This window comes from Myxococcus sp. MxC21-1 (assembly GCF_032612255.1).
Classification (GTDB): domain Bacteria; phylum Myxococcota; class Myxococcia; order Myxococcales; family Myxococcaceae; genus Myxococcus; species Myxococcus virescens.
The window spans coordinates 6492156-6510452 of record NZ_CP123278.1 but is presented as its reverse complement, the minus strand read 5'-3'; the positions used below and the strand labels follow the sequence as shown (position 1 = coordinate 6510452).

At 68.8% G+C, this 18297-nt stretch carries 19 protein-coding genes and 1 pseudogene; 7 read left to right on the top strand and 13 right to left on the bottom strand.

Translation table 11 applies throughout. The features are described 5' to 3' along the window. Positions 1 to 99 precede the first annotated feature (99 nt). Positions 100 to 930, top strand: a complete 831-nt coding sequence (locus QEG98_RS28820; protein WP_316563597.1) for a carboxypeptidase regulatory-like domain-containing protein — start codon at positions 100 to 102, stop codon at positions 928 to 930. 8 nt (positions 931 to 938) lie between these two features. Here the strand turns inward: QEG98_RS28820 and QEG98_RS28815 are convergent, their stop codons facing one another. The 5 genes and pseudogenes from QEG98_RS28815 to QEG98_RS28795 all read right to left on the bottom strand — a co-directional run bounded on the left by QEG98_RS28815 (position 939) and on the right by QEG98_RS28795 (position 3865). Further along, positions 939 to 1190, bottom strand: a complete 252-nt coding sequence (locus QEG98_RS28815) for a sensor histidine kinase (RefSeq protein ID WP_316567978.1) — start codon at positions 1188 to 1190, stop codon at positions 939 to 941. Between the two features lie 293 nt (positions 1191 to 1483). Then, positions 1484 to 1753 (bottom strand): annotated as a pseudogene (locus QEG98_RS28810) (histidine kinase dimerization/phospho-acceptor domain-containing protein); the annotation flags it as partial. 581 nt (positions 1754 to 2334) lie between these two features. After that, entirely contained in the window at positions 2335 to 3015 is a 681-nt protein-coding gene (locus QEG98_RS28805) for a response regulator transcription factor (protein WP_316563596.1), read from the bottom strand. 15 nt (positions 3016 to 3030) lie between these two features. Beyond that, positions 3031 to 3252: a hypothetical protein gene (locus QEG98_RS28800; RefSeq protein WP_316563595.1), complete on the bottom strand. Its 222-nt coding sequence runs from the start codon at positions 3250 to 3252 to the stop codon at positions 3031 to 3033. A gap of 46 nt (positions 3253 to 3298) precedes the next feature. Then, entirely contained in the window at positions 3299 to 3865 is a 567-nt protein-coding gene (locus tag QEG98_RS28795) for a periplasmic heavy metal sensor (protein ID WP_316563594.1), read from the bottom strand. Between the two features lie 349 nt (positions 3866 to 4214). Here QEG98_RS28795 and QEG98_RS28790 point away from each other — a divergent pair, with 349 nt between their 5' ends. Further along, a complete protein-coding gene (locus QEG98_RS28790) occupies positions 4215 to 4415 on the top strand; it encodes a cold-shock protein (protein WP_011555276.1) in 201 nt (66 codons plus the stop codon). Between the two features lie 191 nt (positions 4416 to 4606). Beyond that, on the top strand, positions 4607 to 4981 hold the full coding sequence (locus tag QEG98_RS28785) for a cupin domain-containing protein (RefSeq protein WP_090489971.1): 375 nt from the start codon (positions 4607 to 4609) through the stop codon (positions 4979 to 4981). 40 nt (positions 4982 to 5021) lie between these two features. On the opposite strand, the gene QEG98_RS28780 is transcribed toward QEG98_RS28785, so the two are convergent. The 3 genes from QEG98_RS28780 to QEG98_RS28770 all read right to left on the bottom strand — a co-directional run bounded on the left by QEG98_RS28780 (position 5022) and on the right by QEG98_RS28770 (position 6879). Next, a complete protein-coding gene (locus tag QEG98_RS28780) occupies positions 5022 to 5531 on the bottom strand; it encodes a hypothetical protein (protein ID WP_316563593.1) in 510 nt (169 codons plus the stop codon). Between the two features lie 542 nt (positions 5532 to 6073). Next, on the bottom strand, positions 6074 to 6328 hold the full coding sequence (locus QEG98_RS28775; protein WP_316563592.1) for a YdeI/OmpD-associated family protein: 255 nt from the start codon (positions 6326 to 6328) through the stop codon (positions 6074 to 6076). A 2-nt stretch (positions 6329 to 6330) separates the two neighbouring features. Then, on the bottom strand, positions 6331 to 6879 hold the full coding sequence (locus QEG98_RS28770; RefSeq protein ID WP_316563591.1) for a GNAT family N-acetyltransferase: 549 nt from the start codon (positions 6877 to 6879) through the stop codon (positions 6331 to 6333). 476 nt (positions 6880 to 7355) lie between these two features. On the opposite strand from QEG98_RS28770, the gene QEG98_RS28765 reads away from it, so the two are divergent. Further along, positions 7356 to 7817 carry a hypothetical protein gene (locus QEG98_RS28765; RefSeq protein ID WP_316563590.1) on the top strand — a complete coding sequence of 154 codons (462 nt, stop codon included), beginning with the start codon at positions 7356 to 7358 and terminating at the stop codon, positions 7815 to 7817. Between the two features lie 192 nt (positions 7818 to 8009). On the opposite strand, the gene QEG98_RS28760 is transcribed toward QEG98_RS28765, so the two are convergent. The 3 genes from QEG98_RS28760 to QEG98_RS28750 all read right to left on the bottom strand — a co-directional run bounded on the left by QEG98_RS28760 (position 8010) and on the right by QEG98_RS28750 (position 11116). After that, a complete protein-coding gene (locus tag QEG98_RS28760) occupies positions 8010 to 8228 on the bottom strand; it encodes a hypothetical protein (RefSeq protein WP_316563589.1) in 219 nt (72 codons plus the stop codon). 231 nt (positions 8229 to 8459) lie between these two features. After that, positions 8460 to 8957, bottom strand: a complete 498-nt coding sequence (locus QEG98_RS28755; protein ID WP_316563588.1) for a hypothetical protein — start codon at positions 8955 to 8957, stop codon at positions 8460 to 8462. A 242-nt stretch (positions 8958 to 9199) separates the two neighbouring features. After that, entirely contained in the window at positions 9200 to 11116 is a 1917-nt protein-coding gene (locus QEG98_RS28750) for a S9 family peptidase (RefSeq protein WP_316563587.1), read from the bottom strand. Between the two features lie 305 nt (positions 11117 to 11421). On the opposite strand from QEG98_RS28750, the gene QEG98_RS28745 reads away from it, so the two are divergent. Both QEG98_RS28745 and QEG98_RS28740 read left to right on the top strand, forming a co-directional pair. Next, positions 11422 to 12492 carry a hypothetical protein gene (locus QEG98_RS28745; protein WP_316563586.1) on the top strand — a complete coding sequence of 357 codons (1071 nt, stop codon included), beginning with the start codon at positions 11422 to 11424 and terminating at the stop codon, positions 12490 to 12492. A 109-nt stretch (positions 12493 to 12601) separates the two neighbouring features. Then, the gene (locus tag QEG98_RS28740) at positions 12602 to 13672 is read left to right on the top strand and encodes a hypothetical protein (protein WP_316563585.1); all 1071 of its coding nucleotides are present in this window, start codon (positions 12602 to 12604) and stop codon (positions 13670 to 13672) included. A 714-nt stretch (positions 13673 to 14386) separates the two neighbouring features. Here the strand turns inward: QEG98_RS28740 and QEG98_RS28735 are convergent. Further along, complete coding sequence (locus QEG98_RS28735; RefSeq protein ID WP_316563584.1) at positions 14387 to 14686, bottom strand: hypothetical protein; 300 nt, start codon at positions 14684 to 14686, stop codon at positions 14387 to 14389. Between the two features lie 284 nt (positions 14687 to 14970). On the opposite strand from QEG98_RS28735, the gene QEG98_RS28730 reads away from it, so the two are divergent. Then, on the top strand, positions 14971 to 16656 hold the full coding sequence (locus QEG98_RS28730; RefSeq protein WP_316563583.1) for a hypothetical protein: 1686 nt from the start codon (positions 14971 to 14973) through the stop codon (positions 16654 to 16656). Positions 16657 to 16702: 46 nt separating this feature from the next. Here the strand turns inward: QEG98_RS28730 and QEG98_RS28725 are convergent, their stop codons facing one another. Then, on the bottom strand, positions 16703 to 18232 hold the full coding sequence (locus QEG98_RS28725; protein WP_316563582.1) for a DUF4034 domain-containing protein: 1530 nt from the start codon (positions 18230 to 18232) through the stop codon (positions 16703 to 16705). Positions 18233 to 18297 lie beyond the last annotated feature (65 nt).

Below are 18297 nucleotides of genomic sequence, written 5' to 3'. Positions count from 1 at the left end.
CAGCAGCCGTTCGCGGTGTCCCGGTGGGTTGGACATGCGCTGCCCCTTTCGCTACGAGGTGGGCAGACGCATCACCTGACTTCCCGAGGAGATTGCACGATGACGCTGCGCACGCTCGGCCTGACGCTGCTGGGGACCGCGGGGCTGCTGACCCTCTCTGCCTGTAAGAAGGAGGAGCCGGCCTCCGCGCCGCCCGCCGCCGCGCCCGCCGCGAAGAAGGAGCCCCACGCGGCCTCGCCCATCCAGGCGCCGGAAGGTGCCGCCGCCGCGCCCGTGGCTCCCGCGGGCAAGGGCGTGGTGAAGGGCACGGTGAAGTTCACTGGCACGCCGCCCGAGGCCGCGGACATCCCCGCGAGCAATGACCCGGCGTGCGAGGGCATGGCGACGAAGGATGCGTCCGTCTTGGTGAAGGACGGCAACCTCCAGAATGTGCTGGTCCGCGTGAAGGGCAAGGTGCCTGGCGCGCCTCCCGCGCCTGCCACGCCGGTGGTGGTGGACCAGTCGAAGTGCACCTACGTCCCGCGCGTACAGGGCGCGATGGCGGGGCAACAGGTGGCGTTCAAGAACAGCGACGGCACGCTGCACAACGTGCGCGGCATCGCGGGCACGAAGCCCGTGTTCAACGTCGCGCAGCCTCCGTCTGGCGCCCCGGTAGAGCGGCCGCTGCCCGCGGACGCGGACGTGCTGAAGCTCAAGTGCGACGTGCACCCGTGGATGTCCGCCTTCGTCGTCAGCAATGAGAACCCGTACTTCGCGACGACGGGCGCGGACGGTGCCTTCGCACTCGAAGGCCTGCCCGCGGGCACGTACACGGTGGAGGCCTGGCACGAGACGCTCGGCACGAAGACGGCCGAAGTCACGGTGAAGGACGACGCGCCGGCCGAGGCCGCGTTCTCCTTCTCCGCGGAGGACGCGTCCGCGCAGAAGTGACGAGCGCGCTACGCGGCGGGGCGGCTCTCTGAAGCCGGAGGGCCGTTCTTCCGCACGGTGAAGCCCACCCGTGCGCCGCCGCCGGGGCGGTTCTCCGCGAAGACATCTCCGCCGTGGACGTGCGCGATGCGCTGGACCAGCGCCAGCCCCAGGCCCAGGGAGCCCGCCTCGCGCGCCTCGGTGCCTTGGTCCCTCCGGTAGAAGGGCCGGAAGATGCGCTCGTCCTCGCCGGGCTGCAGCCCGGGGCCCCGGTCTTCCACGCAGAAGGCCGGTGTTCGCCTCGCTCCTGGATGCGCAGTGCCTCGGCGCCGGCGCCGTGCTTGCGCGCATTCTCCAGGAGGTTGGCCAGGGCGCGGCCCAGCAGCGTCGCGTCTCCCACGAGCCCGGCGTGCTCCACCTCCATGCCCAACAGGGAACTCGCCAGCCCCGCGCGCTCCAGGGCCTGCGTGGCCAGCGTCTGACCATCCAGGACACGCGGGGTGAGCTGGCCGAAGTCCAGCCGGGAGCTGGCCAGCAGCTCCCCTACCAGGGCATCCAGCTCCACCACCTCGCGGTCCACCTGGTCCAACGTCTTCGGGTTGCCGCCTCCGTCGCGGAGCAGCTCCGTCAGCACGCGCAGCCGGGCCAGCGGGGTGCGCAGCTCGTGGGACACGGCGGCGAGCAGTTCGCGCTGGTCCGCCACCTGCTTCTCGATGCGCCCCGCCATGTCGTTGAAGGCATCCGCCAGCACGGCGAACTCCCCGGTGACATGGGGCGCGACGTCCGCGCGCGAGTCCAGCCGGCCCGAGCCCAGCGCTCGCGTGGCCCGCACCAGCTCATCCATGGGGCGGGCGAGCCGCCGCGCGAGCTTCCCCGCGGCCATCCAGAGCACCATGCACGACAGCGCCAGCGGCAGCACCATCCGCAGCGGGCTCTTCGGACGGAAGCTGGCGTAGCAGGCGCGCACCGAGCCCAGGGTGACGCCATCGCGAATCACGGGCAGGTTGAACTCGGGCCGCCGGCACGGCACCTGGGTGTGCGCCAGCATCGCGCCGGACGCGTCCCGAAGCTCCACGCCCACCTGCAAGTCCTTCTCGATGGACGCCACCAGCGCGTCCCGCCGGGCGGGCTCGTCCCAGACCTCCTCGAAGCGGTGGCCCACGAAGGCGCGCACGCGGTCGCTTTCCTGCCTCCAGGTGCCTCCGCCCACCAGGCTCATCACCGTGGCCACCACGGCGCCAGTGGCGAGGATGGACAGGCCGAACCACATGAACAGGCGCCGGTGCAGCCGGGCGCGCACGAAGCCGCCCAGGCGGCCCATATGCCAGTAGCCGTGCGGCGGATGCCGGTGTCCCCAGGGGCCGCATTCGTGCGGCTCGCCCCACGCGTCCCAGCCGCGCTTGTGCGCCCGGGGCCTGCCGCGTTTCACGGGCCCTCCTTGGCGAACACGTAGCCCACGCCGCGCACCGTCTTGATGAGGCGGGTGCCCACGTCACCGAGCTTCTGTCGCAGGTGGGAGATGTGCACGTCGACGGTGCGCTCGCCCACCACCGTGTCACTGCGGCCTGCCTCGCCCAGCAGGGCGTCGCGCGGAACGACGCGTCCGGCCCTGCGCACCAGCGCGACGAGCAAATCGAACTCCAGGCCCGTCAACTCCACGGCGCGCTCCTCCACGCGTACCTCGCGCCCGGCCACGTCGATGGACACGCCGCCCGACTCCAGCCGGTCCGCCACCGCCGAGGGCTGCGAGCGGCGGAGCACGGCCCGCAGCCGCGCCAGCAGTTCGCGGGGACTGAAGGGCTTGGGGAGGTAGTCGTCCGCGCCCAGCTCCAGGCCCACCACGCGGTCCGTCTCGTCGCCCTTCGCGGTGAGCATGATGACGGGGATGCGGCTCCTGGCGCGGATGCGTTTGCAGACCTCCAGGCCGTCCATGCCGGGCATCATCACGTCGAGCAGCACCGCGTCGAAGGCGCTGGCCTCCAGCGCCGCGAGCCCCCGTCCGCCATCCGCCGCGTGGGTGACGCTGAGGCCGTTCTGCCCGAGGTACTGCGCGAGCAATTCGTACATCCGGGTGTCGTCGTCGATGAGCAGGACGCGCGTGGACATGAACCGCCTTCTACTTCAGGGGGAGGCCGTGTGGATGGACACGCGGGTCGCCGGCGGGGGAGCCACCCCTCGCTGGCCGGAAGGCTCCCACCTGCCGTGGGGGCTCCACCCGTGTTCCCAGGCGCTGTGGTGACAGTGGCGGAAGTGATGGCGGTGGCGGGCCACGCTGGCGAAGCCGGAGGCGTAGCCTCCAACGGTGCCCAGGGCGAGCAGGACGATGAGCAGACGGCGGCGCATGGAATCTCTCCTTCAAGGACGACGAAAGGGGGCATTGGTTCGGGGCTCACACCCCACGCGCGTCATCGCGTCCCCAAGGGCCGTGGCCGTCCCCGTGGCGATGGCCGCCGTGGCCGAATGCGCCGCCTCGCCAGCCGCCGGGGCCGCCACAGCGGCGGTGCCAGCCGCCATGACCTCCGTGCCAGCCGTAGGCGGAGCCGAAGCCGTGCTCGAGGAGGTCCGCGAGCTCGCGGCGCTGGCGCGGGTCCAGCGCCTCATGGACCTGGGCGAGCGCCCCCTGCACCGTGCGGCGCACATTGTCGATGGCGACATCGTGGCGGGCGAAGAGCTCGCGCAGCGCGGCGCCGTCGAAGTGCTCACCGCGCAGCGCGGCGCCCAGGGCGGTGCGGCTGGGGCCTGCCTCATCACGGACCTTGGCGAAGGCCTCCATGACATCGTCGGCGGCTTTGAGGAGGACCTTCTCCTGGCCAGGTGATGTATCCAGCCGCTCGAAGAGCCAGCGGAGGCGTCCGCGCGAACTCCAGCGGCCTCCGCGGCGATACCCGTGGCGTCCGCCACGGACTGTGTAGATGAGCCCGGCGAGACAGGCGGTTCCGAAGACAAACCCGAACATGGCTCCACGCTCCCAATGAGGCCGTCCCCTGGGGGCGGCGCTGGTGGTGACGAGCGGGAACGTAGAGGGCGGGTATGAAGGCCACGCCCGCGCGCGGTGAAGAAGTGTGAAGACGGCCCCGGGACAGAGGTGGGGGGAGTGAGGGGAAGAAGACGGCTTGTCGCCCTGGCGGGAGGGGCGGTGGAAGTGGAGTGTCCGGTGGCGGACGGCTGCTTGCCCGGAAGGCGGTTGCCCGGTGGACAGGCGGCGCCAGGAAGTTTGTCGTTAGGGGGCCGGGGCGGTGTCCGCTCCGCACACGTCGATCGGGCAGCCCTTGGCGGCGGCCTCGAAGCAGAAGGAAGAAGGTCACATGGCAATCGGTACCGTGAAGTGGTTCAACGACGCCAAGGGGTTCGGCTTCATCGCGCAGGACAACGGTGAGGACGTGTTCTGCCACCACACCGCCATCAACATGGATGGCTTCCGCACCCTCCAGGAGGGGCAGCAGGTGGAGTTCGAGGTCACGCGTGGCCCCAAGGGCCTGCAGGCGCAGAACGTCCGCGCCGTCTGAAGCACCCGCAGGCCACCCTTGAGTGTGCCCGAGGCCCGGTCTCCCAGCAGGGAGGCGGGGCCTTCGCATGTCCGGCTCCTGGCGCGCCGGGCTGGCGGCCCGCGCCGAGTGCCCGTCGGCACCTGGATGCCTTCCTTACCTTTTCCGGCAGACGCGCGGCACATCCGCCGCCATCCAACGGAGACGAAGGCATGGGCGACACCAGCGTGAAGAAGGTGGAGAGTCGGCACTCTCCCAAGGGCGAAATGGGGCAGAAGTACCTGGCGTCTGGCGTCCGCCTGTCGATGCGGCTGTGGGAAGACGAACCGCCCGGAGAGGCGGCGCCCGCCACCGCGAGGGACTACGAAACGGTGGGCTTCGTCCTGAAGGGCCGCGCGGAGTTGCACCTCGAGGGGCAGGTCATCCTGCTCAACCCTGGTGACTCCTGGCTGGTGCCTCGGGGCTCCAGTCACACGTACAAGGTGCTGGAGACCTTCTCCGCCGTCGAAGCCACCAGTCCGCCCGCGGCCGTGCACGGCCGGGATGAGGGCAAGGACGCGGGGACGAAGCCGCCCGCGAAGGCGTGAGTCCCGAGGCTCGGCGCTTTCGTCCGGAGGGCGCCGGTGCTCACTCCGCCTGCGATGGGTTCGGGTCCTTCTGGACGGTGCAGGTGTACCTGGACGCGTGCCCTGCTTCGGGCCGGCAGACCAGCAGGGGTGAGGTCTGCGCGTTCTCTGGGAGGGGAACGCGGGGGCCGGTGAAGGTGCAACGGGCCCGGTCGGGGGTTCGCCAGTGGCACTGGACCGCGGCGAGTGCTTCCGGTGGCTCCCACTTCGACGTGCACTTCTTCTTTTCTTCGCACGGCTCGCTGGGCACGGACTCGCGCTGGACTGCGGCCGGAATGGAAGGGAGCTTCCCCGTGGTGAGCCAGACCCACTCCGCATCATCCAGTGAGGGCATCGGCCGGGTGCGGGAGCAGTGCCAGATCAACCTGGGGTTATTGGGTTCGGCGTAGATGAGATACACCGCGTCGCCCTGGTACCGGACACGGCAATCGCCGCCGCCACCCTGGGGGAGAATGAACTTCTCGCCCGTGACGACAGGGCCCTTGATGACCTCCAGGACCTCGACATTCACGGTTCCCAAGTAGGGGCCAACGGGAGCCGGGACGACGCGAGCTCGGTAGATGGCGCTCGCACGCTCCCGCGCCACCTTGAGGTCGTGGTGAAGGTTGCCCCCGCCCGCGACGCAAACACACGCCTGCGCTGTCGTTGGCCACAGGCAGAGCGTGATTGCCGCGACGAGTATCGTGAAAAGGACTCTCATTCCCGGCAGTCTACAGGGAGTGTGCGGCGTGTTGGGGTGGGGGCAGGGTTGGCGCTGCGCCATGCTCAGGTCAGTCTGCTCAATCCACCGCACCCAAGTGTCCCAGGGCGGCCCGTTTTCACCATCGAAGTACCCGTGAGAGGACAGTTCCGCTGCCCCGTCACAGCGTGCCATCTGGAAAGAAGACGAGCAGTCGCTGTCAATTCGACGCGACACACTGAAAGCACACCATCACACCGTCTCGGCAAGCGCCTGCTGGAACCCAGCAAGATCCGAAGTGCAGTCGGGAATGCCATGAACAAGCCGACCTGCCATTCGCACTTCGCGCGGGCTCGCGCACTGCTGCCTCAGCGCTACTTCCGCCCGCCAGACCACGCCATGTTCATGTACTTCGTCCCGCCGGCCAGTTCGTCCAGCATCTGGTCGAGCCGCTTCTGCCTCGTCGGCTCGAGCTTGGCCCGCGCAATCCATCCGAGATAGTCGTTCTGCTGGTACGGAGGCCGCGCTTTGTAGGCGTCCATGAGCCCGCGCTTGACCAACGCCGCCCGGACATTCGCGGGCATCGGGTTGACGGCGCGCTTGAGCGTGGGTCGCTTCGCCGTGGCCATGGTCATGTCCCCACCTTCACCGGTGCCAGTCGCTCGAACATGAGCGAGGGCTCTCCCTTATAGCGCCCCTGTCCCGTCTGCCGGAAGCCGCACTTGTCGGCGACTCGGATGGACGCTGCATTCTCGGGCGCGATGATGCACACCACGCGCTCAGGGCTGAGCTGGGCATCCGCCCAGGCCAGCGCCGCGCGTACCGCCTCTGTGGCGTAACCCTTGCCGTGGAAGCCGGGGGCGAGCACCCAGCCGGCCTCGGGCCCGGCGCTCAGGGGCGGCTGCATGTCGCGGTGGAAGTCGCCCAGGCCCACCTCGCCAACGAGGCGGCCTGTTGCCTTCTCACGCACCACCCAGAATCCAAAGCCCAGCAGGTCCCAATGGCCCACGTAACGCAGGAGCCTGGACCACATCTCTTCGCGTGTGGACGGCTTGCCGCTGATGTAGCGGACCACCGCGGGGTCGCTCCACAGCGCGAGGCACTCCTCATAGTCCTCGAGGTTGTGACCCTTCATGACGAGGCGGTCGGTCTCGACGGTGGGGATGGTCGCTGCGGGCACGGACGCTCCTCCTGGGGCCTGGAGCCCCGCCGCGCCGGCCACACGATGCGGTGGCGCGGATGTTCCGATTCAACCGCCCCCAGGCCTCTCATGCCAGAGGACAACTGTCCATGTCCGGGAGCGGTGGCTCGGGAGGTCCAGTTGCGCGGCGCGGCGGGGAAGGGACGTTCATTCCACGGACGAGCCCAGCCTTCACAGGTTCCGCTGCAAGCGCTCCTGCGCCTTGACGATGGCGGCGGTGCGCGTGGTCACGTCCAGCTTGGCGAACACCGCGGGGCAGGTGGTGACCTTCACCGCGGTCCCTCCTGGCTCCGATACGCGCATTGCGATCGACCGGAACCTGGATGGCAGGCTCGACGGCCAGGAGCCGGCGAGCCCGCCGTTCCCGGTTCCGTGTCGCCCCAGGCATCGGTCATTCGTCCTACGGACGGATGGCCGATGTCTGTCGAAGGGTGTGTCCCATAATGTCCTCCGTCATGGACACACGCGCCCTGACAGAACGCCTCACCATCGCGACACCCTGCGAGATGCGCTGGGAGGACATGAAAGGGGATGCACGTGTCCGGCACTGTGGTGCCTGCAGGCTCTCCGTCCACAATCTGAGCGAGATGACCACGCTGGAGGTGGAAGCGCTGCTCCAGCCCGGTGGGAGCGTTTGTGCCCGGCTCTACCGCCGGCCGGATGGGACCGTCGTCACGGGGGATTGCCGTCGCATCTGGAGCCAGCAGCGAGAGGAGGCGGTCACGCTCCTGGGCACGGCGGCGACCGTGGTGGCCGCGTTCTCATTCCTCGTCTTGATTGGCGTGCTGACGATCACCCTCTACGGCGACCACATCCGGCGCCTCTTCGGCCATGCCACCGTGGGAGCCTTGCCGGCCACGTCGCCGCCCACCGTGAGCGCGCCCTCCCCCTTGCCGGGGGGACACAGGGCTCCGTGACCCGCGAGCAGCCGAGGCGGCCGGCTGTCAGGGCCGTTGCGGTGGCACTCTGCACGCGGCATGTCCCATGATGATGTCGCCGTCGACGGTGCTCGTGGGTGTCGGCGTCCATCCGGATGTAAGCCGGGCATCGAGGAGTTCATCTGCGCTGGGTCGGTGGTCCCACACGGAGACCGAAGTGACTCCGCCCAGTCAGGTCGTGTCAAAGACGAGGTAGCTGCCTTCCATCCACGGCATCACCACGTCGTGGGTGAACTCGTCCTGGACGATGACCTCCGTGACATCGCGCGGCGGCGAACTCGCGAAGCCCCAGCGCACGACGTCCTGGAGCAGCGTGAGGGACGCCAGCTCCTGTTCCAGGGCGGAGCGCGCTTCATGAGGCAGCGAAGCCCGGTCGGTCAGAGGCACCATCGTGTCAGCCTACTTCGGAATCGCATCAGCGGGCAGTCAGTCGGACTGCTCCTCGGGGGCCACGGCGCGGTAGGGGAATTGGGTTGGTGTGGGAGGGGCGTAGGGCCCCTGTTTCAGCTTCTCCAGTCCCGCCGCGCTCCCCAGGCGCTTGCGCGACGGGTCCAGCTTGTACTTCCGGCCACCGAAGTCGTGCAGGGCCTTGTCGGACGCCCGTTTGTCGCTGGGGACGAACTAGAACCGGTGTACCGCCGTGAGCCTCACGACGGGGTGCAGCGTCTGCGTTGTCTCGACGGTGCGCTCGGGCTGCGAAAGCAGACACCAGGAGAACAGCGTGCAGGTCGCGGAGCGCGGCAGCTCGGTCTCCTGCCGGAGGTGGCTGAACCCAGCGCCGCCCGCCAGGGCGATATGCCACTGTTTGCCCAACTGCTGTGAATACCCGACCAGTCCGCTGACGGACGCGCGGAGCTTCGATACATCCTCATCCGCGTCGAAGAAGGTCCCATCGCCCTGGACGGACAGGAAGGGGCCCTGGAAGGGCCTCCCGGTCAGATAGACGCGGCCGCCAGCCTGGAGTCCCGTCGCTTTCAGGTTCACGCCCACGTGCCCGCCTGCGAACACCGAGATGAACGGTGTCAGGGGCTGCTCGATGTCCACGATGAAGGCCATCGACGCAGGGGAGACGGAGTCCACGGAGAGCGAGTGCACGCCCAGGGCCGCCGCGCTGCTCAACCTCTGGGGTCCCCCATGGACAGCGGGAGGCGCGGAATGGGGTGCGACAGTCGGTACTTCCTGGGCGTGCGCGAGCATCGGCGCGGACACGAGGCCAGCAAGAGCACGGACGCGAATGGCGCTGAGATTCATGTGCCCTTACCCATCAAGGGGCATGCCAACGCGAAACCCCACGAAATGACAGAAGGCCGTGTCAGCCACTGTGCATGCAGTTGCACAAGTGCGAAGCCGTGCTCGCGGCTTCAGGGGCTCTGTCGGAGGTGCTGGTCCAGGAAGGAGAGGATCCTGACGGAGGTCTCCGCTTCGCTCTTCGTGCTGCTGAAGCCATGGCCATCATTGGGGAGGACGAAGTAGTCGACGGGCACGCCGTTCTTCCGGACGGCCTCGACGAGCGCGTCTGTCTTGCCCTTGGGCACGCGCGGGTCATTGGCGCCCTGGATGACGAGCAGCGGCCTGCGAATCTTCTCCGCGTGGAACAGCGGGGAGATTTCTCGAAGCATCGCTTCCTGCGTCTGGGGGTTGCCCAGTTCCTGATAGAGCGCCTCGCGCAGGGCCTCCTTGTGGGGCGGCAGCTCGCGCAGAGCGCTCAGCCAGTCTGAGATGCCGAACGCATCCACGCCCACGGCGAAGACGTCGGGATGGAACGCCAGCGCCGCGAGCACCATGTATCCTCCGTAGCTGGGGCCCAGGATGCCCACGCGCGCGCCGTCCACGTAGGGGAGGGCGGCCAGGTACTTCTTCGCCTCGACGCAATCCTGGAGCGGCGCCTTGCCGTGCTGCTGGTCATCCGCCGCGAAGAACGACTTGCCGTAGCCCTCGCTGCCCCGGTTGTTGACGGCGAGCACCACGTAGCCGTGGTGGACGAGGAACTGGAAGAAGCTGCTGTAGCCCTTGGCGGACTGTCCTCCCGGTCCCCCATGGACGAAGACGATGGCGGGGGCGCGCTGCTTCGCGGTGGCCTGCTGGGGCTTGTAGAGCAGCGCCGGAATCTCCAACCCGTCGAAGGACTTGAAGCGCACCCGCTCCGACTCCACCAGGTGCTGGGGGGCCAGCGCCCGGCCCAGCGTGTCCGTCAGCCGGGTGAGCTTCTTCGTCTCGAAGTCATAGACGTACAGGTTGCCGGGCGAGCGGTCTCCGTCGACGTGGAAGGCCATTCGCTTCTCACCGCGGGACAGGCTCACACCGGAGATCGCCCCCTCTGGAATCCCTGGCAGGGACACGCGCCTGCCGGCCTTCACGTCGTGGACTCGAAGCGTGGTGCGGCCGTCCTCGTTGACGCGGGTGATGCGCCACGTGCCACGTCGCGAGAACACCGTGGAGAGCACGTCCCAATCCAACTGCTCCACCAACTCGCGCTTCCCGGAGGCGAGCACGTGGCGCTCTACGCGAATGAACTCGGAGCCCTCGTTGGTGAGCAGGTACAGCGCGGAGGACGCCGGGTCGAAGGTCGCCGCCTTCCAACTGGCCGAGCCCTCGTGCGCGGTGAGGTGCCGACGCTGCTGGGTGGCGAACTCGTAGAGGTAGACGTCGCTGTCGGACAGCGTCCGTGACTTCTCCAGGGCCAGCCACTTCTCGTCCGGGGAGAGGGCGCCGGGCACATGCTCGCCATCGCCCGTGTAGAGCAGGGTGCGGGCATACGTCTTGGCGTCGTAGCGGTAGAGGTCCTGGAAGCGTGCGTCGCGCTCGTTGGTGAGGACGTAGAAGGCGGCGCCGTCCTGGCTCCAGCCGAAGAAGGACGCGCGGTGCTCGTCGCCCGGAGTGAGGTCTTTCTCCTGGCCGTCCAGCGTGCGCACGTAGAGGTGGGCGAGTTCGTTGCCTCCCGAGTCTCGCGTGAAGAGGACGCGGTCGTCGGTGGGGAAGTAGGCGACGGCGATGGAGGCGTCCTGGGTGGAGCGGGTCAGTTGCGTGGGCTTTCCGCCCGTCACCGGGACGGAGAAGACATTGAAGACGCCGGTCTCGTTCGACGAGTACAGCACCCGCTTCTCATCCGAGGAGAAGGACGCACCGAGCACGGAGGTCGTCTCCATGAACTGCTCGACGGTGTAACGCTTTGCCGGGCCTGGGGGCCGGGTCGCCCCGGCGCGGGGAGCGGACAGCGCCAGTGAGGGGAGGACTACGATGACGACAAGGGCTCGCGTGAGGGTGGACCAGGAGGTCATGGGGGTTCCACAAGTCGGGCGGTGGAGCAGGGGCGCGCAAGAGACTGTGGCGTGATTGGGGGCGGGAAACGAGTTTCCAGATGGAAGGCGTGGCACCGCGCAAGGCCAAGGGCTCGGGGCACACCCCTTGCCTGCGACGGGGGCGAGGTTGGATGGCGCTGCGAAGCGGCGGTGGCACCCGCGTAGGCGGCGCGCCAGGACGCCGATGTCAGGAACGGACCGGCCCGGGCTCGCGTCCTCAGAGGGAGCGGGCCTCTGCACCGGTTTTGCACTGACATCCAGGCTCACCGGTGGAGGAGGTTCCCATGCGATGGATGCGCACGTTGACGTTGGGTGTGTTGGCGATGTCGGGCGGCTGTACCGAGAGCAAGGTGGCCGAGGACCAGGACATCGTCCTGAGTGGACGACTCGTCGACGAGGCGGGCGCGCCGCTCTCGGACGCGCTGCTGAAGCTCTACCGCAGTGAGAACTCCTCGTGCGCGTTCGCTGCCTTCTCGGCGAGCTGGAGGTCGGTGAAGACCCGCTCCGATGGCACCTTCGAGGTCGACCTGCTGGGGGCGGACACCCGCAACGGGAGCATCGCGCGTTGCTTCGTGGCCCGCTCGCCCGAGCAGTCCCAGGGAAGGCGCGTTTCGGCCTTCTTCCTCATCCAGCAGTCGGAGGTCGCGCTGCCCGTCGTCCAGGAGTGGACCGGCACGCTGACGGCCACCGCGCAGGCGCAGGGAGTGAGCGTGGGCTTCCGGCCGCTGTCCGCCACCCACGGTGCCGGGAGCGATGAGCACGTGCTGTACCTCCACCCGTCGAGCGCCAGGGAGGCCTGGCAGGTGCTCAAGGCCACCTCGCCGGTCCTCCTGAGCGACTACGTCCTCGAGGACGCGGAGGGGCTCAAGGCCTCCATCATCACCACGCGCGATGTGAATGCGGGGGGCGTGACGGTCGGCCTCACCTATTCCAGCGATGACGTTGTCCTGCCTCGCCGCGCCCTCGTCCCGGCAAGCCGTGGCGCGGCGTGCACCTACCTGAACGCCGAGACGCCCTGCCGCGTCACCAACGGCGACCTCGGTGGGATTGTGCTCTTCCAAGAGGGCGTCCGTGAAGTCGCCGTGCAGCTCTCGCGGCCCGTGGTGCCTCGCAAGGCCGTGCTGCGCCACTTCGGGGTGACGGGCACCATGCGCGAGCTGGTGCTGGAGGGAAGCGCCGACGGCGCCCAGTGGATGCCCCTGGCCAACTTGCTCAATGGCTCCAGTGTGCAGTCCTTCATGGAAGTGGACCTCACGGGCACGACACCGGTGTCGCAGGTCCGTGTTCGGGCAACTCCGCAAGAGGCGGTGGGGGCGTTGCGCTCGCTGGGGCAGCTCTCGCTCTTCGAGGAGTGACAGGACCGCGGCCAGGGTTCTTCGTTTCTGGGTGAGGGAAATCGGGGCTCGGCTCCGTTCAGGGGAGTGACGGCGAATGAGCGCCGTCCTTCCTCACGGAGTTCCCGCTATGACGTCGCCCCGTTCATTCCGAGCGCTGGCCTGCACTGGTGCCCTCTCCCTCCTGGGGGCATTCCCCGTATGGGCGGCGCCCATCGAGTCGCCCGGACCGCGCGAGATTGCCCGCATCGGGACTTCTGACAGCCACGTGCTCTGGCTCGAGGGAGAGGGGGGCGCGGTCAACGTGGCCGTCATCGCCCAGTATCCGCAGCGTCCACTCGTGGCCCCTCGTTTCTTCCAGACACACTCGGCGGCGGAGGTGTTCCTGGCCGTGGCACCCGAGGGGCACGCGCTGCCCCCGGCCCTGGCGGACCACGCGCTCGTCGCGATGGATGAGGGCGAAAGAGCGCAGCTCCGGCGGCAGAACGAGGCAGAGCTCTCCGCCTTACCGACCACCTTCCCCGATGAGCCTCGCTCGCTCACCGGGAGCTGCTCGGCCTCGAACCGCGCCTGGGCTGCCTCCGTCTATGGGGACCCCACCTGCGGGGACCCGAGCCAGGGGGTCATCCACACGGCCTTCACGAGCGACTACTACTGCAATTCCCCGGACTGTGACTTCCCACTCGGAAGTGAGGACGGCTATCAGTGCTCCCCTCAATTGCTCGCCTGCGACAGGGTTCGTGGCACCGCGACGCGAGTCCGTCTGCGCGCCACCGACTGGAACGGGGCCCTGTCATTCAATCATCCAGGGCACTCCATGCACTTCGCCGTGCTGAACTGCGCGGGCAATGGGCCGGTGACCTTCAACTTCAGCCGAGGCACGGGGGCCGACAGCGTGCAGCTCAACCCTGGCCAGATGGGGAACGTCAAGCTCGGGGCGCACATCGCTCCGGCCGTCGCCGCAAAGCGCGTCACCATGGGCCGGTGGACCGAGGGCCTGCCCGCGAGCGGCGACTCGTACGTCTCCAACGCCATGTCGGTGGCCGACAATTCTGGCACGGCGGACGCCGTGCTTGCCTGCGGAGACATCATCACCCGTTACACCATGTCGGACCTGACCGTCCCCGCCTGCCACAACTACGCTGACCTCGCGCTCTGCAACGGCACGAACTGCAGCAACGCCTGCTATTACACCTGGTAACGGGAGGGCTGCTCCGCCCTCGCTTCCGGACGGACTTGCTCCGGGCGAGGGCATGCTGCTAGGGCACGCGCCCGTCAATGACCAAGACCTCCTTCGGGCGCGCACTCCTCCCGCTGTTGCTGTGCTGTTTGTTCACCACCGCTTGTTCCTCTGAGGGGCCCGTGGGCCCCCAGGGGCCGGCGGGACCGCAAGGGCCGCAGGGCCCCGCGGGCGGACCTCCGGGGCCGCAGGGCCCCGCGGGTCCGCGCGGAGAGCAGGGGCTGACGGGCCCACGAGGCCCGATGGGCGGGGAAGGCCCGCGCGGCGTCATGGGTCCCCAGGGCTCGCAGGGGCCCAAGGGCGACACGGGCGAGCAGGGCCCGCCGGCGCGCAGGGCCCCCAGGGGCCCCGGGGCGACACCGGGCCGGTGGGCCCCATGGGGCCTGTGGGGGAGTCGCCGGAGATCTGCACGCCCGGAGAGTTCTTCTGCGAGGGAACGAGGCTGTGGGCCTGCACACGCTCGGGCACCGACGCCGTGCTGAACTCGAAGTGTGCGGGTGGCACGACGACGAATCCCACGGGGTGCTTCACGACCGCCTGCGCCCCCGGCGACGCCGCGTGCTGCCGCACCGAGAGGCCCACGTGTCGGTGGACCATGAGCCGCCCCCTCACCAGCACGGGCGCGGTCTACGAGAACGCACATGGCGGCTCCGTTTCGCCTGACCGTTTCTACTGCTACGCGCCCTCGAGCTGCTTCTCGACGGATACCTTCACCGTGCAGATGGGAATCACGGGCAATGAGAGCGTCACCTGTGGCGCGGTCTTCTCGACGCTGATCCTCCGGTTGCCCCGGCCCATGACGGCGCCGGGGCAGGTCTTCACCTTGCCGAACTCCAGGGTGTCGCTCTCCCTGTTCGCGGATGAAAACGTCCGGGCCTGCTCGAACTGGACGGGCACCGTGACCTGGCATTCCGAGGTCCCGGCCTGGAGCGTCAGCGTCAACGCGACCTGCTCGGAGACGGGCAAGAGCCACATCCAGCTTGTGGGCTCCTACAGCGGCGACACCTGAGCCTCCCACGGCCCGCCCACGCCCTGTCCTCACCCGGCTGGGCGTGGCTGCTGGACGCTGGAGCCGCGCTGGTCCGGACGTCATGCAAGGCCAGGACCGCACGGGGCGCTTTCCCCGGGATTCCGAGCTCGCGGGCGGACCTTGCCTCCACGCCGCAACCATCTCTCGCCTCAATGAGGGAATCAGGGCGTCAGGCCGCTTGAGTCAAGGCCCCCACGTTCGTGGGAGGCCTTTGCTCGCGAGGTCCACGATGCCGTCCATGTTGCGTCCGTCCTGGGGGCTGCTTTCCTCCTGCGTCCTGTCGCTGTCCACGCTCTCCGCCTGCGACGAATCCGGCCCCACTCCTGATGCAGGTACCTGGCTTCCCGAGGACTCGGGGGCGCCGGACTCCGGCGCTCCCGATGCGAGCGCGGAGGCGCCGTGGGATGGCGGCTACACCGTGCTGGAGGAACACGGTGACTGGATTGACCGGGGCCGTTACTCGCCATGCGACTTCAATCAGCAGCGAGACCCCACCGCCATCCGGTGTGATGACCTGTCGCGCTACGACGTTTCGCAGTGCTCACCGGAGGCGCTCTCCCAGGTGGCGCAGCACGGCATCTACCTGGCCGACATGCGAGGTGAGCGCCTGCTGTCTGACGGAGGGACCCAGATCGCCCCCGACTTCACCACCTACCAGCTCTTCTCCGACGGAGGGACGGACACGCTCAACGGCCAGCCGTTGCTGACGCGGAACACGGACGGCGGGCGCTTCTTCGTCGTTGGCAGCCGCACCAATCCCTTCAATGGGGCTGTCACTGTCACCGCGCTCGCCGGCTGTCAGGTGCCTTCACCCGGCATCATCACGGGCTGCTACGCCCGCTGCACCAACGGAAGGTTCAGCCGGGCCGGCACCTTCGAGGCGTGGCGCATGCCCTCACAGCGAGGGGAGGGCGAGTCCTCGGGCGGGCTGCGCCTCATCTCCGAGTCCCCCGTCGCACTGGGGGATGCCGTGGACGTCTATGTCACGAAGAACCACGCCTACGTCGTCTCCATCGACGACCTCGGCGGCACCAGCAACGGCGGACTCACCGTCTTCGACGTGAGTGACAGGGCGCACCCCATCTTCAAGGCCTCCATCAGTCTGCCGGGGGACTCGAGCTGGAATGGCGTGTGGGCCAAGGAGGATGCCCTCTACATCGCCGGCAACCGCGCGGGCGTCGTCGTCTATGACATCTCCAACCCCGCGCAGCCAGAGTACGTGCGCCACCTGCCCGCGGGGCAGGGGGCGCACACCGTGCTGGTGGATGGAGACCGGCTCTATGCGATGTCACCCGGCGAGGTGACCTATGTGCACGACGTCACCTCGCCGCTGGCGCCCGTCCTGCTCCAGCTCATCACCGTGCCGTCCGAGTTCTCCTCGGGGGGCGCGCATGACGCCTTCGCGTACGAGGGCCGGCTCTACGTCAGCAATGGCTTCGGTGGTTACTCCATCATGGATGTCACCGACCTCGACAACGTGCGGCACCTGGGCCAGTACGTGCACGGCTTCAACGCCTTTGCGCACCACAGCGCCGTGGGGACCTTCGCCGGGCGCACCATCGCCTTCGAGGGCACTGAATTCAATGGCAGCCACCTGCGCGTGCTGGACGTCACCGACCCGGCGAACATCGTCAAGATGGGGGAGTTCCGCCTCAGCCCCGTCACGTCCATCCACAACCTGATTCTGAAGGGCCACCTGCTCTACATCGCCTGGTACCACGAGGGCGTGCGCGTGCTGGATGTGTCCAACCCCACGAAGCCGCGCCAGGTGGCGCACTACAACACCTTCCGTGAGAGCGACCCCGGCCGCACGGACAACCTTTTCGAGGGAACCTTCGGCATCCGAGTGCCCGGCGACGGGTACGTGTACGCCGCCGACTCCGTGCGCGGCCTGCTCATCCTCAACGAACTCTGAGCGTCCCACGGCGTCGTTGGAGCAGTGGGGGCTGTGAGGTCACGCCTCAGCGGGCCGCGGCCTTGGCGCGCTCGACCTGGCGCGCCCGGGCACAGCCTTCGTTGACGCCCAGGTCACATGCCTTCTTCAGGTCGGACAGCGCGGACTTGAGGTCCCGCAGGTGGTAGTGCGTCCCGCTGCGCTCCATGTAGGCCAGCCCGTGGTCGGGATTGCGTTCGATGAAGGCATCCCAGAGCGGAAGGATTTCCTTGAAGCGCCGCTCGCGCGCCAGGGCGTAGTCCCGTTGCTGCACGGTGCGGAAGTCCTCCGCCCCCTCGCCTTGCTTCTCCTCGGCCCGTGTCTCCGCCTGCTGTGGAGATTGGACGACCCATGCACGCCGCCGCGCCACCTCGGGGTTGCCTGGAGCGAGCTCCCCAGCCAGTTCCAGCAGGCCCAACGCTTCCTCGCGGCGTCCGGCCTTGTGCGCCTCCCAGGCGTCGTAGATGACCCCCTTCACCACGTGGTCCCGCAGGGCCCGTCCGTCCGAGTCCGTCGCGTCCAACCGCAAGGCGTGCAGGAGGTCCTTGCCCGCGGGTTCCCACTTCCGGCTGTTGGAGAAAATCCGAGCCCGTTCGAAATAGACGGACGCACGAGCGGGCCGCAGGGCCACGGCCCGGTTCGCCTCCTCCAGCGCGGCGTCCAGGGCCTTGGTGCGGCGCAGTTGCTTCGCCCGAGCCAGCCTGAACTCCCAGTAGTCGCCGGCTGACAGTGCCTGGGCGAGCAGGACCAGTCCCTGGTCGTGCTTGCCCTGGACCGCCAGCTCGTGTGCGCGGTCAAAATCGGCGAAGCCGCGCAGGAAGCCCACCTTGGGGTGCGCAAGGCTCTGCGCATCGGCGAAGGCGTCCATCTTCTCGTAGGTGCCACCCCAGCGGGGGGCGAGTCCGTGGAGATAGACGGCCCGGACGTCCGCACACGTGGGGCACTGCTCCATGGCGCGGGTGTAGGCACGCTCGCGAGCCTCGTCGTCGCCCAGCGCGTTCGCCACGTAGATGAGCGGCCGCGCCGCCGCGACCGCCTTCGGCTGGAGCGACCACGCTCGGACGAGATCGGGCACCGCGCGTTCGAAGGCCTCATGCATCCCGGCGAATTCCTCCTTCGCCGTTGCTCCCACGGTCTTCCCCCCGCGGCGCAGGTATCCCACCGACACCCAGTGGGTCCCCCTTGCGAGGTAGGGCGCGAAGGAGCGCGGTGATGCTTCCACCCAGGCGTCGAGGAGCTCCGTCGATTCGGAGGAGCCGTTGCCGAGCGCCAGGATGCCGTCCGTCATCCAGTGCTCGTCCTGGGGGTTCGACTCCATGCCCCACTGGAGCTGCTCGACCGCCAGCGTCAGCTCCTCGAACTGGCGTCGGAGCAGGAGCGAGCGCAGTGCCACCCCGTCCACATGCCCTTGGGGGACTTTGCCCTCCTCGCGCCCGGCAGGCGTCACGATGGGGAGCCCTTGCGGCGCGGGGCCGGGGGCAGGTGTCAGGACGGGCTGCTGGCGCACCGCGATGCGCGCTTCGACTTCGGCGCTCCGCGTTGCCCGTGAAGCGGTCACGGCAAGTCCGGCGCCTAGACCTATGACGAGGACTCCCGCCCCGAGCGCGGTACGAAGAGATGGCA

What these genes read in the sequence shown, in the direction of transcription:
- QEG98_RS28820 (WP_316563597.1), top strand. Translation starts at nt 100, where the DNA reads ATGACGCTGCGCACGCTCGGCCTGACGCTGCTGGGGACCGCGGGGCTG.
- QEG98_RS28805 (WP_316563596.1), bottom strand. Translation starts at nt 3,015, where the DNA reads ATGTCCACGCGCGTCCTGCTCATCGACGACGACACCCGGATGTACGAA.
- QEG98_RS28800 (WP_316563595.1), bottom strand. Translation starts at nt 3,252, where the DNA reads ATGCGCCGCCGTCTGCTCATCGTCCTGCTCGCCCTGGGCACCGTTGGA.
- QEG98_RS28795 (WP_316563594.1), bottom strand. Translation starts at nt 3,865, where the DNA reads ATGTTCGGGTTTGTCTTCGGAACCGCCTGTCTCGCCGGGCTCATCTAC.
- QEG98_RS28790 (WP_011555276.1), top strand. Translation starts at nt 4,215, where the DNA reads ATGGCAATCGGTACCGTGAAGTGGTTCAACGACGCCAAGGGGTTCGGC.
- QEG98_RS28785 (WP_090489971.1), top strand. Translation starts at nt 4,607, where the DNA reads ATGGGCGACACCAGCGTGAAGAAGGTGGAGAGTCGGCACTCTCCCAAG.
- QEG98_RS28775 (WP_316563592.1), bottom strand. Translation starts at nt 6,328, where the DNA reads ATGGCCACGGCGAAGCGACCCACGCTCAAGCGCGCCGTCAACCCGATG.
- QEG98_RS28765 (WP_316563590.1), top strand. Translation starts at nt 7,356, where the DNA reads ATGGACACACGCGCCCTGACAGAACGCCTCACCATCGCGACACCCTGC.
- QEG98_RS28760 (WP_316563589.1), bottom strand. Translation starts at nt 8,228, where the DNA reads ATGGTGCCTCTGACCGACCGGGCTTCGCTGCCTCATGAAGCGCGCTCC.
- QEG98_RS28750 (WP_316563587.1), bottom strand. Translation starts at nt 11,116, where the DNA reads ATGACCTCCTGGTCCACCCTCACGCGAGCCCTTGTCGTCATCGTAGTC.
- QEG98_RS28745 (WP_316563586.1), top strand. Translation starts at nt 11,422, where the DNA reads ATGCGATGGATGCGCACGTTGACGTTGGGTGTGTTGGCGATGTCGGGC.
- QEG98_RS28740 (WP_316563585.1), top strand. Translation starts at nt 12,602, where the DNA reads ATGACGTCGCCCCGTTCATTCCGAGCGCTGGCCTGCACTGGTGCCCTC.
- QEG98_RS28735 (WP_316563584.1), bottom strand. Translation starts at nt 14,686, where the DNA reads ATGTGGCTCTTGCCCGTCTCCGAGCAGGTCGCGTTGACGCTGACGCTC.
- QEG98_RS28730 (WP_316563583.1), top strand. Translation starts at nt 14,971, where the DNA reads ATGCCGTCCATGTTGCGTCCGTCCTGGGGGCTGCTTTCCTCCTGCGTC.